General features: G+C 61.4%; 12 protein-coding genes. 9 read left to right on the forward strand and 3 right to left on the reverse strand.

From position 1 onward, the window contains the following. The first annotated feature begins 111 nt into the window (after positions 1-111). The 6 genes from dadA to V6F91_RS10805 all read left to right on the forward strand — a co-directional run bounded on the left by dadA (position 112) and on the right by V6F91_RS10805 (position 6457). Positions 112-1416 (forward strand): D-amino acid dehydrogenase, encoded by a 1305-nt coding sequence (gene dadA / locus V6F91_RS10780; RefSeq protein ID WP_332764197.1) that lies wholly within the window; start codon positions 112-114, stop codon positions 1414-1416. Beyond that, the gene (locus tag V6F91_RS10785; protein WP_034152045.1) at positions 1388-1741 is read left to right on the forward strand and encodes a RidA family protein; all 354 of its coding nucleotides are present in this window, start codon (positions 1388-1390) and stop codon (positions 1739-1741) included. The genes dadA and V6F91_RS10785 overlap by 29 nt, the downstream gene beginning before the upstream one ends. Positions 1742-1835: 94 nt before the next feature. Then, the gene (alr, locus tag V6F91_RS10790; protein WP_332764201.1) at positions 1836-2909 is read left to right on the forward strand and encodes an alanine racemase; all 1074 of its coding nucleotides are present in this window, start codon (positions 1836-1838) and stop codon (positions 2907-2909) included. Between the two features lie 88 nt (positions 2910-2997). After that, positions 2998-3546: a cupin domain-containing protein gene (locus tag V6F91_RS10795; protein WP_016772566.1), complete on the forward strand. Its 549-nt coding sequence runs from the start codon at positions 2998-3000 to the stop codon at positions 3544-3546. Between the two features lie 182 nt (positions 3547-3728). Continuing rightward, positions 3729-4142, forward strand: a complete 414-nt coding sequence (locus V6F91_RS10800; RefSeq protein ID WP_332764899.1) for a c-type cytochrome — start codon at positions 3729-3731, stop codon at positions 4140-4142. A 392-nt stretch (positions 4143-4534) separates the two neighbouring features. Continuing rightward, positions 4535-6457 (forward strand): acetyl-CoA hydrolase/transferase C-terminal domain-containing protein, encoded by a 1923-nt coding sequence (locus tag V6F91_RS10805; RefSeq protein ID WP_332764204.1) that lies wholly within the window; start codon positions 4535-4537, stop codon positions 6455-6457. 136 nt (positions 6458-6593) lie between these two features. Here the strand turns inward: V6F91_RS10805 and V6F91_RS10810 are convergent, their stop codons facing one another. Next, complete coding sequence (locus tag V6F91_RS10810) at positions 6594-7166, reverse strand: xanthine phosphoribosyltransferase (protein WP_332764206.1); 573 nt, start codon at positions 7164-7166, stop codon at positions 6594-6596. Between the two features lie 57 nt (positions 7167-7223). Further along, complete coding sequence (rep, locus tag V6F91_RS10815; protein ID WP_332764208.1) at positions 7224-9233, reverse strand: DNA helicase Rep; 2010 nt, start codon at positions 9231-9233, stop codon at positions 7224-7226. Positions 9234-9504: 271 nt separating this feature from the next. On the opposite strand from rep, the gene V6F91_RS10820 reads away from it, so the two are divergent. Continuing rightward, entirely contained in the window at positions 9505-11178 is a 1674-nt protein-coding gene (locus V6F91_RS10820) for a bifunctional diguanylate cyclase/phosphodiesterase (protein WP_332764210.1), read from the forward strand. Positions 11179-11184: 6 nt separating this feature from the next. Here the strand turns inward: V6F91_RS10820 and V6F91_RS10825 are convergent, their stop codons facing one another. Continuing rightward, complete coding sequence (locus tag V6F91_RS10825; RefSeq protein ID WP_332764212.1) at positions 11185-12582, reverse strand: NorM family multidrug efflux MATE transporter; 1398 nt, start codon at positions 12580-12582, stop codon at positions 11185-11187. A 157-nt stretch (positions 12583-12739) separates the two neighbouring features. Between V6F91_RS10825 and V6F91_RS10830 the strand changes: the two genes are divergently transcribed. Both V6F91_RS10830 and V6F91_RS10835 read left to right on the forward strand, forming a co-directional pair. Further along, entirely contained in the window at positions 12740-13660 is a 921-nt protein-coding gene (locus V6F91_RS10830) for a LysR substrate-binding domain-containing protein (protein WP_332764214.1), read from the forward strand. A 189-nt stretch (positions 13661-13849) separates the two neighbouring features. Continuing rightward, positions 13850-15826, forward strand: a complete 1977-nt coding sequence (locus tag V6F91_RS10835; protein ID WP_332764216.1) for a methyl-accepting chemotaxis protein — start codon at positions 13850-13852, stop codon at positions 15824-15826. Positions 15827-15905 lie beyond the last annotated feature (79 nt).

Genomic DNA, 15905 nt, shown 5'->3' on the forward strand with positions numbered 1-15905 from the left:
GCCAAATATAGGCGCTTATATAGTGAAAAGCACTGGCATTTCTTTTTTACACTGCGCGCATCATTGCTCTAACAACACAGCTCGGCACAAAGCCGCGATGAGGGATTGAAAATGCGCGTCATGGTCTTGGGTAGCGGCGTCATCGGTACCGCCAGTGCTTACTATCTGGCCCGTGCCGGGTTTGAAGTGGTGGTGGTCGACCGGCAGCCCGCCGCGGCCATGGAGACCAGTTTCGCCAACGCCGGCCAGGTCTCGCCCGGCTACGCCTCGCCGTGGGCCGCGCCGGGCGTACCGCTCAAGGCGATCAAATGGCTGCTGCAACGCCACGCACCGCTGGCAATCAAGGCCACCGCCGACATCGACCAATACCTGTGGATGGCGCGGATGCTGCGCAACTGCACGGCCAGCCGTTATGCGGTGAACAAGGAGCGCATGGTGCGGCTGTCCGAGTACAGCCGCGACTGCCTCGACGAACTGCGCGCCGAAACCGGCATTGCCTACGAAGGCCGCAGCCTCGGCACCACGCAACTGTTCCGCACCCAGGCGCAACTGGATAACGCCGCCAAAGACATCGCCGTGCTGAAAGAATCCGGCGTGCCGTTCGAAGTCCTCGACCGCGCCGGGATTGCCCGCGTTGAACCGGCTCTGGCCGGCGTCACCGATATTCTCGCCGGCGCCCTGCGCTTGCCGAACGACCAGACCGGCGACTGCCAGATCTTCACTACCCGCCTTGCCGACATGGCCCGCAAGCTCGGTGTTGAATTCCGTTTCGGTCAGGACATCCAAAAGCTCGACTACGCCGGTGATCGCATCAACGGCGTGTGGATCGACGGCAAACTGGAAACCGCCGATCGCTACGTGCTGGCGCTGGGCAGCTATTCGCCGCAATTGCTCAAGCCGCTGGGCATCAAGGCCCCGGTGTATCCGCTCAAGGGCTACTCGCTGACCGTGCCGATCACCAACCCGGACATGGCGCCGACCTCGACCATTCTTGACGAGACCTACAAGGTCGCGATCACCCGGTTCGACAACCGCATTCGCGTTGGCGGCATGGCCGAGATCGCCGGTTTTGACCTGTCGCTGAACCCGCGTCGGCGCGAAACCCTGGAGATGATCGTCAACGACCTTTATCCTCAGGGCGGCAATCTGGCCGAGGCGAGTTTCTGGACCGGCCTGCGTCCGACCACGCCGGACGGCACGCCGATTGTTGGCGCCACGCCGTTCAAGAATCTGTTCCTCAACACCGGTCACGGCACCCTGGGTTGGACCATGGCGTGCGGTTCCGGGCGTTTGCTGGCCGATCTGATGGCGAAGAAAAAACCGCAGATCAGTGCCGAAGGCCTCGATATTTCCCGTTACGGCAACCAGACCCAGGAGTCCGCAAAACATGTCAATCCAGCGCCAGCTCACCAATGAGCGCATGAGTCAGATCGTCAGCCACAACGGTACGGTGTACCTGGCCGGGCAGGTCGGGGACGACTTCGATGCCGGGATTGAACAGCAGACCCGCGACGTACTGGCCAACATCGAGCGTCTGCTCGACCTGGCCGGGACTGACAAACAGCATCTGCTCTCGGCAACGATCTACCTGAACGACATCGAGGCGCACTTTGCCGGGATGAACTCGGTATGGGACCAGTGGCTGCCCAAAGGCGCCGCACCGGCCCGTGCCACCGTCGAAGCGAAAATGGCCAAGCCGAGCATCCTTGTCGAGATCTCCATCGTCGCCGCGCTGCCGTAAGCCGTAGCAAAGATCCCTCTCCCGGCGCTGTTGGCGGTTCACGCTGCCAGTTGGCGCCGGTTTTTCTTCCATTACCGCCTAGAAGTCCGCCGCCATGCGTCCTGCCCGTGCCCTGATCGACCTCCAAGCCCTGCGCCACAACTACCGAATTGCCCGCGAAGTCACCGGCGCCAAGGCGCTCGCGGTAATCAAGGCGGACGCCTACGGCCATGGCGCGGTGCGCTGTGCTCAAGCGCTGGAAACCGAGGCTGACGGCTTTGCCGTGGCGTGCATCGAAGAGGCGCTGGAGCTGCGCGCCGCTGGTATTCGCGCGCCGGTGCTGCTGCTGGAAGGTTTCTTCGAGGCGGATGAGCTGGCGCTGATCGTTGAGCATGATTTGTGGTGCGTGGTGCATTCGCTGTGGCAGCTCGAAGCCATCGAGCAGTCGACGCTGAACAAACCGATCACGGTCTGGCTAAAGCTCGACTCCGGCATGCACCGTGTCGGCCTGCACCCAAAAGACTACCTGGCCGCCTATCAGCGCCTGCTGGCCAGCGGCAAAGTGGCGAAGATTGTGTTGATGAGCCACTTCGCCCGCGCCGATGAACTGCACGCGCAATGCAGTAGCGAGCAGGTGGCAGTATTCGAGGCAGCGCGCCAGGGCCTGGCGGCGGAAGTCAGCCTGCGCAATTCACCGGCGGTGCTGGGTTGGCCGCAGATCCACAGCGACTGGGTGCGCCCCGGCATCATGCTCTACGGTGCGACCCCGTTCGAAGAAGCCAATGCTGTCGCCGAACGCCTGCAACCGGTGATGACCCTGGAATCGAAAGTCATCAGTGTCCGTGAGCTGCCGGCCGGTGAGCCGATCGGTTACGGCGCAAAATTCATCACCGACAAGCCGATGCGCATCGGCGTGGTCGCCATGGGCTATGCAGATGGCTATCCACGTCAGGCGCCGACCGGCACACCCGTGCTGGTGGCCGGTCAGCGCAGCCGTCTGTTGGGGCGCGTGTCGATGGACATGCTGTGCATTGACCTCACCGATGTGCCGGAGGCTGGCCTCGGTTCGACCGTCGAGCTGTGGGGCAAAAACATCCTTGCCAGCGACGTGGCGCAGTCGGCCGACACCATTCCATATCAGATCTTCTGCAACCTGCGCCGGGTGCCAAGGCTCTATTCCGAGGCCTGACGCCAGCGCGGGGGCCAAGTGTTGTAAATACTGAACGCTGTCGCCATGATAACGCTCAATATTCTTACAACATCAGGAGGCTCCCGCCTTGGACGTCGGTGAACGACTGCAATCGATCCGCAAGCTCAAAGGGCTTTCCCAGCGCGAACTCGCCAAACGCGCGGGCGTCACCAACAGCACCATTTCGATGATCGAGAAGAACAGCGTGAGCCCTTCGATCAGTTCGCTGAGAAAGGTGCTCGGCGGCATTCCCATGTCCATGGTCGAATTCTTTTCCGAAGAGATCCTGCAAGACCAGCCGACCCAGATCGTCTACAAGGCCAACGAGCTGATCGACATTTCCGACGGCGCCGTGACCATGAAGCTGGTCGGCCGCGCGCACCCCAGCCGCGCCATCGCATTCCTCAATGAAATCTACCCACCGGGCGCCGATACCGGTGAAGAAATGCTCACTCACGAAGGCGAGGAAACCGGGATTCTGGTCGAGGGTCGTCTGGAGCTGGTGGTCGGCCTGGAAACTTTTATCCTCGAGGCCGGCGACAGCTACTATTTTGAAAGTACCAAGCCGCATCGTTTCCGTAATCCTTTCGATGTGCCTGCGCGACTGATCAGCGCAGCCACACCGGCGAATTTCTAAAGCAAGAGGCGCCATTCACTGATGGCCAAGGCTCCCGAACCGTTTGACCGATGCGCAACAAGACCCCTTTAAAAATGGGGTTGTTTCAGTGTGGCGGGCTACCCGCTATACTTGCGCCCGCCTGCGAACCGTGGCCGCAGGCGTGAATAGCCACCATTGAGGGTGAACGCGTGAACCTAATTATGAAAATGCTGGCTGCACCAGCAACCGTACTGGCCCTCTGGGCTGTCAGCGCTCAAGCTGCGACCAATGACGACATTGCCAAACGCCTCGAGCCGGTCGGCCAGGTGTGTGTTCAGGGGCAGGAATGCAAAGGGATGGAAGTGGTTGCATCCGCTGGCGGCGGTGGCGGAGCCAAGGCGCCTAAAGACGTGATCGCCAAGCACTGCAACGCATGTCATGGCACCGGCCTGCTGGGTGCGCCGAAAATCGGCGACAAGGCGGCCTGGAAAGAGCGGGCCGATCACCAGGGTGGTCTGGACGGCATCCTTGCCAAAGCCATCACCGGCATCAACGCCATGCCACCGAAAGGCACCTGCGCCGATTGCACCGATGATGAGCTCAAGGGTGCGATCAAAGAGATGTCCGGTCTGTAATCAGCGACGCTCTCGATGTAAAAAAACCGTCTTCGGACGGTTTTTTTGTGCCTGTGGTTTTTGCTCTTTCGATTAATGCAAAACCCTGACCCCTCACCCCAGCCCTCTCCCGGAGGGAGAGGGGGCCGATCGAGGTGTCTTTCGCTCTACATCGACTTGGAAGAATCTGGCGATTATGGATTCGGTACCGCAGTTTCAGGTCGATGCATATACCGAGCATCCCCGAATCGGTCCCCTCTCCCTCCGGGAGAGGGCTAGGGTGAGGGCAAGCGATCTCCAGCTGTAAAAAACTCCCTTGGCCGACAATCGTCCAGGACTTTGGGCTGTCCTTTGCAGCAAACTCAAGGCAATCTCGGTCTACCCCTATCAACGGAACGGGCGGGAGGCTTCAGATGGTGCAGTTGTGTTCGATCGAACAGGCAGTGGATGACGTGCTCGCACGCTTGCCAGCGCATATCCACATGGGTCTGCCGCTGGGGCTGGGCAAGCCCAACCACTTCGTCAACGCGCTGTACCGGCGCATCAAAGACCTGCCCGAGCGCCAGCTGACGATCTACACCGCGCTGTGTCTGGGCCGGCCGAGTCTGGGCGATGGTTTGCACAAGCGCTTTATCGAGCCCTTTGTCGAACGGGTTTTCGGCGATTACCCCGAATTCGATTTTCTCGCCGAGCTGCAGCGCGACAGCCTGCCCGCCAACATCCGCGTCCAGCAGTTTTTCATGCAGCCCGGCAGCCTGCTCAACAGCGCCCCGGCCCAGCAGGATTACGTCAGCAGCAACTACAGCCACGCTGCCCGCGACATCAACGCCGCCGGCCTGAATCTGGTCGCGCAATTGCTCGCCAGCAGCAGCGAACACCCGGACCGCCTGAGCCTGAGCTGCAACCCCGATATCACCCTCGACTTGTTGCCGATGATTGCCAGGCGCCGCGAAGCCGGCGAGACGATTGTGCTGGTCGGCCAGGTTCACACCGATCTGCCGTACATGCCCGGGGATGCCGAAGTCGATATCGACACCTTTGATCTGCTGATCGACGAGAAGGACAGCAGTACGCTGTTCTCGACGCCAAACATGCCCGTCGGTTTCCAGGACCACTTCATCGGTCTACATGCCAGCACCCTGGTGCGCGACGGCGGCACGCTGCAGATCGGCATCGGTTCGATGGGCGATGCGCTGACTGCGGCGTTGCTTGCGCGCCAGGCCGACAACGGCGGTTATCGGGCGCTGCTCGATGACATCAACCTGAGCCAGTGGGCGCAACTGATCGAGCGTGAGGGCGGCACCGCGCCCTTCGCCAAAGGCTTGTATGGCTGCAGTGAAATGTTCGTCAACGGCCTGCTGGTGCTGGCGGAAGCCGGGATCATCCGGCGCAAGGTTTACCCGGACGCGCCGACCCAGGAGCACGCCAATGCCGGCACCCTTGACGAGGCGGCGCAGCCTGACGGCATTTGCGTACACGGCGGATTCTTTCTAGGCCCGCGCAGTTTCTATGAGCGTTTGCGTGAGTTGCCGCAAAGCAAATTGCTCGAATTCAACATGACCCGCATCAGCTACATCAACGAGTTGTACGGGCAGGAAGAACTCAAGCGTTTGCAACGCCTCGATGCGCGATTCATCAACACGGTGTTCACCATGACCCTGCTCGGCGCCGGGGTGGCTGATCAACTTGCGGACGGGCGCGTACTCAGCGGCGTCGGCGGGCAGTACAACTTTGTCGCCCAAGGCCATGCGCTGGATGGGGCACGATCGATTCTGATCCTGCGTAGCTGGCGCGAGTCGGGTGGCGACGTCAGTTCGAATATCGTCTGGGAATATGGCCACTGCACGATTCCGCGGCATTTACGCGACATCGTCGTCACCGAATACGGCCTCGCCGATTTGCGCGGCAAGCCCGACGCGGCGGTGATCGAAGCGCTGCTTAATATCAGCGACTCGCGCTTCCAGCCGGGGCTGATCGAACAGGCACAAAAGGTGGGCAAGCTGCCAAAGGACTTCCGCATCGATCCGCGTTTTGCCGACAACACGCCGCAACGCTTGCAGGCGATCGCCGCACGGCATCCGAACCTGTTTCCGGAATATCCGCTGGGTTGTGATTTCACCGCGGTCGAGCGGGATCTGCTGCGCGCGCTGAACTGGCTGAAGAGCAAGTTCAAGCTGACCGAGATACTGGAACTGGGCAAGGCTGCGCTGGATGCGCCGGAGGCATCAGCGTTTCCGGAACATCTGGAACGCATGCAGCTCACAAACCCCGAAGGCCTCAAAGAAGAGCTATTCCAACGCCTGCTGCTCACCGGCCTTAAAGCCACCGAGCAATAACAAACGACAAAAAACTGTGGGAGCGAGCTTGCTCGCGAAAGCGGTGTGTCAGTCAACCAGGATGTCGACTGACACCAAGCATTCGCGAGCAAGCTCGCTCCCACAGGTATTGCGGTGTGTTTGCGGTCTTCAGCAGTTAATCGATGAAGGTCACGACGCCATTCTTCAGCGACTTGACGCGGGCCAGCGACTCGACGCGATAACCCTGCGAATCCAGTTCGGCGCGGCCGCCCTGGAACGATTTCTCGATGACGATGCCCAGACCGGCCACGGTGGCGCCGGCCTGTTTGATGATCGAGATCAGCGCCTGCGAAGCCTTACCGTTGGCCAGGAAGTCGTCGATGATCAGCACGCGGTCGCTGCTGGTCAGGTGGCGCGGGGAAATGGCCACGGTGCTTTCGGTCTTCTTGGTGAACGAGTAGACGGTCGCCGACAGCAGGTTTTCAGTCAGGGTCAGGGACTGCTGCTTGCGGGCGAAGATCACCGGCACGCCGAGGTTCAGACCGGTCATGATCGCCGGGGCGATACCCGACGCTTCGATGGTGACGATCTTGGTGATCCCCGAATCCTTGAACAGCGCGGCGAATTCGTCGCCGATCAGCTTCATCAGGGCCGGGTCGATCTGGTGGTTCAGGAAGGCGTCGACCTTCAGGACCTGGTCGGAAAGCACAATGCCTTGTTCGCGGATTTTCTGCTGCAATGCTTCCATGAAGCTGTCCTCATTTGGCGCTTGGTGCGCCGAAGGTCTAGTAAAAAGTGGTCAATTCTAGCGCTTTAACATCGCGCGTATGTCGGCCAAAGCGTTATTGCCGCGCACGGCTTTGACTTCGGTCGGGGTGTCGTCGTTGCCTTCCCAGGCGAGGTCGTCCGGCGGCAGTTCATCGAGAAAGCGGCTCGGCGCACAGTCGATGATCTCGCCGTACTGCTTGCGCTTGGCGGCGAAAGTAAACGCCAGCGTCTGACGGGCGCGGGTGATACCCACATAGGCCAGGCGGCGTTCTTCTTCGATGGTGTCGGCTTCGATGCTGGAGCGGTGCGGGAGGATTTCCTCTTCCATGCCCATGATGAACACGTAGGGGAATTCCAGACCCTTGGAGGCGTGCAAGGTCATCATCTGCACGCCTTCGGCGCCGTCCTCTTCTTCCTGCTGGCGTTCGAGCATGTCGCGCAGCACCAATTTGCCGATGGCGTCCTCGATGGTCATTTCGCCTTCTTCGTCTTTTTCGAGGGTGTTTTTCAACGCCTCGATCAAGAACCAGACGTTGCTCATGCGGTAGTCGGCTGCCTTGTCGCTGGAGCTGTTGGTGCGCAGCCAGTTCTCGTAGTCGATGTCCATGACCATGCTGCGCAGCGCCGAGATCGGGTCTTCACCGGCGCATTGTTCGCGGACCTTGTCCATGAAGCGCTTGAAGCGCGACAGGCGATCGGTGAAGCGGCTGTCCAGATGCTCGCCAAGGCCGATTTCGTCGGTGGCGGCGTACATCGAGATCTTGCGCTCGGTGGCGTAGTTGCCGAGTTTTTCCAGGGTGGTCGAGCCGATTTCGCGGCGCGGCACGTTGATCACTCGCAGAAAGGCGTTGTCATCATCCGGGTTGACGATCAGGCGGAAGTAGGCCATCAGGTCCTTCACTTCCTGACGGCCGAAGAAGCTGTTGCCGCCGCTGAGGCGGTACGGCACCTGATGGTGCTGCAGCTTCAATTCGATCAGCTTGGCCTGGTAGTTGCCGCGATAGAGAATCGCAAAATCGCTGTACGGGCGGTCGGTGCGCAAGTGCAGGCTGAGGATTTCCATGGCCACGCGCTCGGCTTCGGCGTCCTCGTTGCGGCAGCGGATCACGCGGATTTCGTCACCGTGGCCCATCTCGCTCCACAGCTGCTTCTCGAATTCGTGCGGGTTGTTTGAGATCAGCACGTTGGCGCAGCGCAGGATTCGACTCGTCGAGCGGTAGTTCTGCTCGAGCATCACCACTTTCAGCGACGGATAATCGTCCTTGAGCAGCATCAGGTTTTCCGGGCGTGCACCGCGCCAGGCGTAGATCGACTGGTCGTCGTCGCCCACTACGGTGAATTGGTTGCGCTTGCCGATCAGCATCTTCACCAGCAAGTACTGGCTGGCGTTGGTGTCCTGATATTCGTCGACCAGCAGGTAACGCACCTTGTTCTGCCACTTTTCGAGAATGTCGGCATGTTCCTCGAAGAGTTTCACCGGCAGCAGGATCAGGTCGTCGAAGTCCACCGCGTTGAACGCCTTGAGCGTGCGCTGGTAGTGGGTGTAGACGATGGCGGCGGTCTGCTCCTTGGGATTGCGCGCGTTTTCCAGCGCCTGGGCCGGCAGGATCAGGTCGTTTTTCCAGGCGCCGATCATGTTCTTGATCTCGTCGACGCCATCGTCGCCTGCATATTCCTTCTGCATGATGTCGGTCATCAGGGCTTTGACGTCGGTCTCGTCAAAAATCGAGAAACCGGGCTTGTAGCCCAGCCGCGCGTGTTCCTTGCGGATGATGTTCAGGCCCAGGTTGTGGAAGGTGCAGACCGTCAGGCCGCGGCCTTCGCCGGCACGCAGCAGGGTGCCGACCCGCTCTTTCATCTCGCGCGCGGCCTTGTTGGTGAAGGTCATGGCGACGATGTACTGGGCGCGGATGCCGCAGTTCTGGATCAGGTGCGCGATTTTGCGCGTGATCACGCTGGTCTTGCCGGAGCCAGCACCGGCGAGCACCAATAGAGGGCCGCCGACGTAGTTCACGGCTTCTTGCTGCCGGGGATTGAGTCGGGACATACGAAAATTCGGGAGTCGTTGACGAAATGGGCCGGCATTTTAACAGGCTCAGCGAATTGTGCTGCTCTGTCCGACTTGTGACGTACCACGCGATGCGGATTTGCCGGTTTTGTTACTTTCACGCAGGATGCGCGGTGATTTTGCGGCTAATGTTCTCGTTTGTGACCAAAGTTAACGTTTTGTCCGGCTTTGGTGGTCATGTTCATTGGTCAATGTCACGCACAACGGCATAATGCCCAGCCCACATCATTGCAGAGTCTAGGGAGTCAGCTTGTCTACGCCTGTCGAGCCCTTGCGTTTGCTGTTACTGGCCGAAGAGCCAGCGTGGACAGCGTTATTGCGCGAGTGTCTGGCGCCCATGGGGAGCGCGGCGGTGCTGATCAGCGCGCCGAGCTGGGAGTCGGTCAGCAGCCTGTTCGAAGACAACCGCCATGCGGTGTTGTTGACCATTCCTGCGTTGCAACCGGCACCGGGCCGTTGCAGCCTGCCGACGGTATTGCTGCTCGATCACGAACCGGCCACCGCGCCGGACGGGGTCAGTGACTGGCTGGCGTTCGACGCGCTCGACGCCGGCATGTTGCGCCGTTGCCTGCGCCATGTGCGCGAGCGCGGGGTACTCGAAAACACTTTGCAGCGCCTGGCCGAACAGGATCCGCTGACCGGCATTGCCAACCGCCAGGGTTTCCAGACCCTGCTGACGGCGCGTCTGGCGGAAAACGACGGCCGTGGTCTGGCCCTCGGGCATCTCGACCTCGACAACTTTCGCCACGCCAACGACGCCCTTGGCCATCAGGCCGGCGACCGGCTGATCCTGCAAGTGGTCGCGCGGCTGAAGAGTCAGCTTGAGGCCGGTGATCAACTGGCGCGCCTGGGCAGCGACGAATTCGCCTTGCTGATCGACACCCGCCGCGCGCCCGAGCGTGCCGAGTGGATGGCCGAGCGCATTACCGAAGCGCTGGCCGAACCGTATTGGGTCGATGGCGAGAGCCTGTTGATCGGCTCCAGCCTCGGCATCGCCCACGCCCGCGCGCAGGCCGGCGCCGACCCGCTGATGTGGCATGCGCACATCGCCATGCAGCAAGCCAAAAGCACCCAAGGCTGCACCTTTCATATCTTCAACGAGCGGATCAACCGCAACGCGCGAAGCATGGCCGATCTGGAAAGCGAGCTGCGCCGGGCACTGCGGCGCGATGAGCTGGAATTGCATTACCAGCCGCGACTGAATCTTGAAGATGGCCAGATCGTCGGCCTCGAGGCCCTGGTGCGCTGGCGGCATGGCGAACGCGGCTTGTTACCGCCCAGCGAGTTCGTGCCGCTGGCCGAGCAGAGCGGTTTGATCGTGCCGCTGGGCTACTGGGTGATTTCCCGTGCCCTGCGCGACATGCAGGCGCTGCGCGAGCAAGGCCTGCCGGCGCTGCACATGGCAATCAACTTGTCGTTCCGCCAGTTTCAGGACAGCCAGTTGTTGCCGACCCTGAGCCGACTGATTCTCGAACGCGGGGTCGAGGCGCAATGGCTGGAATTCGAACTGACCGAAACCGCGGTGATGCGCCGCAGCGATCTTGTCAAGCAGACCATGGACGCCCTCGGCCGCCTCGGCGTGCGCTTTTCGCTGGATGACTTCGGTACCGGGTTCTCCTCATTCGTGCACCTCAACAGCCTGCCGATCACCTTGCTGAAGATCGACAAAAGCTTTGTCGGCGGCATGGAGCAGCGTGAAGAGAACCGCAAACTGGTGCACGCGATGATCAATCTTGCGCACAACCTGCATCTGGAGGTGGTGGCCGAAGGCGTGGAAACCACCGAGCAACTGCAATTGCTGCGCGGGTTTGGTTGCGATCAAGTGCAGGGTTACCTGATCAGCCGGCCGTTGCCGCTGGCGGAGCTGGTGGAGTACCTGGTGTCTGGATCGAATCAGCAGCCAGCCCTCGAAATCGTGAGCTAACGCCTGTCAGTCAGCTCGGGCGACGGTGTACGGGCTTGAACGCTCAGGCTCGCGCCGAATCATCCGCTGCATCTTCCACTCAAACGCCAGCGTCAGGCTCACCGCCGCGCACGCCAACCCGAGCGCCAGCCCCCACCAGACACCCGTCGGCCCCCAGTTCAGGTGAAACGCCATCCACCACGCCGCCGGTGCGCCGATCAGCCAGTAGCAACCGAGCCCGACCAGAAACGTAGTCTTGGCATCCTTGAGCCCACGGATACAGCCCATCGCGATTGTCTGCGTGCCATCGAACAGCTCGAACCAGGCCGCCACGGCCAGCAGGCTTACCGCGAGGCGGATCACCTCGGCAAACGCCGGGTCGTCATGGTCAAGGAACAACCCGACCAGTTCGTTCGGCAATAGCCAGAACACCAAGGCAAAACCCAGCATCACCACCGCACCGAAGGCGATGCCGACGCGGCCGGACGTGCGCGCATCAATCAGTTGCCCGGCGCCGTAATGCTGGCCGACGCGCATGGTGATCGCATAGGACATGCCGGCCGGCACCATGAACGCCACCGAAACGATCTGCAACGCGATCTGGTGTGCGCCCATTTGCGTACTGCCCATGGTGCCCATGCACAGCGCGGCGAAGGCAAACAAACCGACTTCCACCGCATAGGTGCCACCGATTGGCAGGCCGAGGCGCCACAACTCCTTCAGATATTGCCGGTTGGGCCGCGCCAGCCCGGCACGCAACGGGTACGCGTCGTACGCCGGATGCCGGCGGATATGCCAGGCCAGCGCCAGCGCCATGCAGTTGGCAACGATTGCCGTGACCAGGCCAATACCGGTCAGCCCGAGCTGCGGCAGGCCGAACATGCCGGTGATCAAGGCGTAATTGAGCAGGAAGTTGGCCACGGTGCCGGCGAGGCTGATGACCATCACCGGCGTCGCTCGACCAATCGCACTGGTGAAGCCGCGCAACGCCATAAAGCTCAGATAACCCGGCAGGGCGAAGGGCAGGGCGATCAGAAATTGCCCGGCGGCATTGACGTTGGTTTCGGTTTGGCCGAACAGCAACAACACCGGTTTGAGGTTCCACAGCAACAGGCCGGCGACCAGCGCCATCAGCCACGCCAGCCATAAACCCGCCTGAGTCAGGCGCGCCGCGCCGATGATGTCGCCGGCACCCTGACGGATCGCCACCAGCGTGCCGACAGCGGCGATCACGCCGATGCAGAAAATCGACACGAACGAGTAGCTCGCCGCACCCAGACCGCCACCCGCCAAGGCTTCGGGGCTGAGGCGCGCCATCATCAATGTGTCAGTCAGCACCATCAGCATGTGCGCCAACTGCGAAGCGATCAGCGGCCCGGCCAGCCGCAAAATGGCCCAGAGTTCGCTACGCACAGGATGCTGCATGTCATCACCACTCGATTCAGAGGGAAACAGGAGAGCGTCGATTTTCGGCGTGTGAGCGTGATTGCACAAAGGGATAAAAAGGATGGGTGGCATGATTAAAACTCATCCAGGACCGATTCTGCTAAGTTGGCCACATCCCGCCACCGGAGCTATCTGCATGTCCCGTCGCCTCCCACCGTTGTATGCCCTGCGCGCATTCGAAGCGGCGGCGCGGCATAGTTCGTTCACCCGCGCTGCTGAAGAGTTGTCGATTACCCAGAGCGCGGTGAGCCGACATATCCGCACCCTCGAAGAGCATTTCGCCTGCCGGTTGTTTCAGCGCAGCGGGCGCAATCTGCAATTGACCGAAGCCGCGCGGCTGTTGTTGCCGGGCATCCGCGAGGGATTCACCGCGCTGGAGCGCGCCTGCAATACCTTGCGCGCCGAGGACGACATTCTGCGCATGAAGGCACCGTCGACCCTGACCATGCGCTGGCTGCTGGCGCGCCTGAGTCGCTTTCGTCATCTGCAGCCGGGCAACGAAGTGCAATTGACCAGCGCGTGGATGGACATTGATTCGGTGGATTTCAATGACGAGCCGTTCGATTGCGCGGTGCTGTTGAGCGATGGCCATTTTCCGCCGGACTGGGAGGCCAGCCTGTTGTTTGCCGAGGAGCTGATCCCGGTCGGCGCGCCCAATCTGCTCAACGACCAGCCGTGGGACGTGACGCGGCTGGCCAGCACCGAATTGCTTCATCCGACCCCGGACCGTCGCGACTGGCGCAGTTGGCTGGAATGCATGGGGTTGTCGGATCAGGTGTCACTCAAGGGCGGGCAAGTGTTCGATACCCTCGAACTGGGAATGATTGCTGCGGCGCGCGGCTACGGCGTGTCGATGGGCGATCTGTTGATGGTGGCTGAAGATGTCGCCCAGGGACGCCTGAGCCTGCCGTGGCCGACGGCGGTCGCCAGCGGCCTGAATTATTACCTGGTGTGGCCGAAAACCCGTCCGGGAGGTGAACGGTTGCGCCGCCTCAGCGATTTCCTGCAAGGCGAAGTCCGCGCCATGGAACTGCCAGCGGTGGCGCGCTTGAGCTGAAACGTTGGAGCGGCCACAATGCAGGCCTTACGCCATACCCACGTTGCGCGCTCAAGTATTCGGATTCACCGCCGACTATGAGCAAGTGGAACCGTCGTGCCGGTTTCAGGCCGCACCCCCATTATCAGAATATTTTTCCGGGCATTACCGCGATCAAGGAGGATTCGGTGGCTCGGCCAGGAGCTGTTCATGTCTCAACCTCGTGCTCGGATCGCCTCGCAGCTGGGCCTCGCCCTCGCCGTGATACTGGCGATTGTCATCAGCGGCAGTACGGTGTTCGCCCTGCGTTCGCTGGATTCTGCCAACCTCGCCACCCGTGAAGAGCATCTGGCCAGTGAGGCACGGCTGCTGGCCGACCAACTGAGCACGTTCCACGGCACGTTGCGCGAAAGCACCCTGCGCCTGAGCGGCCTGTTCGAAAAGCGCTTCGGCAGCGGCCTGAGCGTGCACCCTGATCAGCCCGTGACCGTGGCCGGCGTGCAGACCCCGGGCCTGCATCTGGGCAACGAAGTGCTGAACAACAACTTCAAGGAAGTCGACGAGTTCAAGCAGATGACCGCCGGTGTGGCCACGGTGTTCGTGCGCAGCGGCGAAGACTTCATTCGCGTCAGCACCAACGTCAGCAAGCAGGACGGCACGCGCGCCATCGGTACCGTGCTCGACCACGCCAACCCGGCTTACGCGAAGTTGATGGCGGGGCAGAGTTATGTCGGCCGCTCGCTGTTGTTCGAGCGCTATTACATGTCGCAGTACACGCCAGTGCGTGACGGCAGCGGCAAGATCATTGCGGTGCTGTATGTCGGCTTCGATTACACCGATGCGCAGAACGCCCAATTCGCCAACCTCAAGCGCTTCCGCATTGGCCAGACCGGCTCGCTGGCCCTGCTCGACGAGCAGAATAAATGGCTGGTGCCGATCGCCGGCGTCCAGTCGCTCGACCAGGCCGTGCCAGCCATCAACGCACTGGTGAAAACTCCGGGTAAAGGCGAGTTCTGGAGCGACCAGGGCGAAGATTTCTACAGCATTGCCGTGCCGTTCGAGGGTGGCCCATGGTCGGTGGTGGCGAGCATGCCGAAAGCCGAGATTCGCGCGGTGACCTGGAGCGTCGGTACGCAACTGGCGATTGGCAGTCTGCTGGCGATGTTGCTGGCGGTCGGTTCGGTAGTCTGGCTGCTGCGCAGCAAACTGGCGCCGTTGAGTGACCTGGTGCGTCAGGCCGAAGCCTTGGGCGCGGGTGATCTGAGCGTACGTCTGAACGTGTCGAGCAACGATGAGATTGGTCAGTTGTCGCGTGCGTTCAACCAGATGAGCCAGGCCTTGTCGACCATGGTCGAGCACATCCGTCGCTCCTCGGAAGAGGTCAACAGCCGGGCGCAGGCGTTGTCCGGTTTGTCCGGCGGTGCCTATGACGGCATGGAGCAGCAATCCGGCGAAATCACCAGCATGGCCGGCGCGGTGGAAGAGTTCAGCGCGACCTCGCTGGACATCGCCGACAACATGAGCGCCACCCAGCGTCTGGCCCAGGAAAACGCCCAGCAAACGCAGATCGGCCGCAGCTCGATGGAAGAAGCCTCGTCCTCGCTGGAGCAAATCGCCGGCGCCCTCAACAGCACCGCCACCGTAATCAACACCCTCGGTCAGCGTTCCCAGGAAATCGGCGGCATCGTCGGTGTCATTACCTCGATCGCCGAGCAGACCAACCTGTTGGCACTCAACGCTGCGATCGAAGCGGCGCGTGCCGGTGAGCAAGGTCGCGGTTTTGCCGTGGTCGCCGATGAAGTGCGCAGCCTGGCCTCGCGTACCCGTCAGGCCACCGATGAAATTTCCAGCATGATCCACAGCATCCAGCAGGAAACCGGCAACGCGATCAGCACCATGGAGCAGGGCAACGTGCTGATGCAGGAGGGCCTGTCGCGCAACGCCAATGTCGCCTCGGCGCTGGCGCGGATCGATGAGCAGAGCCGTTCGGCGGGCCAGCAGTTTGCCGCAATCACTACCGCGACGCAGGAGCAGAGCAGCACCGCGACGTTGCTGAGCAGTAACTTGCAGAGCATTGCGCTGGCTAACAGCGAACAACGCGAAGTGGTTTCCAACCTTGCGGTAACCGCCAAAGAGCTGGAGAAGCTGGCGGCTGATCTGCGTTCCGAGGTTGATCGCTTTCGTTGATGCGTCTTTGAAATAGCTATCGCGAGCAGGCTCGCTCCCACAGTGTCCGGTGCGAATCACAAAAGTTATGAAGCCCCGG

This window comes from Pseudomonas koreensis (assembly GCF_036668835.1).
Lineage (GTDB): Bacteria > Pseudomonadota > Gammaproteobacteria > Pseudomonadales > Pseudomonadaceae > Aquipseudomonas > Aquipseudomonas koreensis_I.

Bases quoted from the DNA above. Each gene is read 5' to 3' on its own strand.
- dadA (WP_332764197.1), top strand. From the start codon at position 112: ATGCGCGTCATGGTCTTGGGTAGCGGCGTCATCGGTACCGCCAGTGCT.
- V6F91_RS10785 (WP_034152045.1), top strand. From the start codon at position 1,388: ATGTCAATCCAGCGCCAGCTCACCAATGAGCGCATGAGTCAGATCGTC.
- alr (WP_332764201.1), top strand. From the start codon at position 1,836: ATGCGTCCTGCCCGTGCCCTGATCGACCTCCAAGCCCTGCGCCACAAC.
- V6F91_RS10800 (WP_332764899.1), top strand. From the start codon at position 3,729: ATGAAAATGCTGGCTGCACCAGCAACCGTACTGGCCCTCTGGGCTGTC.
- V6F91_RS10805 (WP_332764204.1), top strand. From the start codon at position 4,535: ATGGTGCAGTTGTGTTCGATCGAACAGGCAGTGGATGACGTGCTCGCA.
- V6F91_RS10810 (WP_332764206.1), bottom strand. From the start codon at position 7,166: ATGGAAGCATTGCAGCAGAAAATCCGCGAACAAGGCATTGTGCTTTCC.
- rep (WP_332764208.1), bottom strand. From the start codon at position 9,233: ATGTCCCGACTCAATCCCCGGCAGCAAGAAGCCGTGAACTACGTCGGC.
- V6F91_RS10825 (WP_332764212.1), bottom strand. From the start codon at position 12,582: ATGCAGCATCCTGTGCGTAGCGAACTCTGGGCCATTTTGCGGCTGGCC.
- V6F91_RS10830 (WP_332764214.1), top strand. From the start codon at position 12,740: ATGTCCCGTCGCCTCCCACCGTTGTATGCCCTGCGCGCATTCGAAGCG.
- V6F91_RS10835 (WP_332764216.1), top strand. From the start codon at position 13,850: ATGTCTCAACCTCGTGCTCGGATCGCCTCGCAGCTGGGCCTCGCCCTC.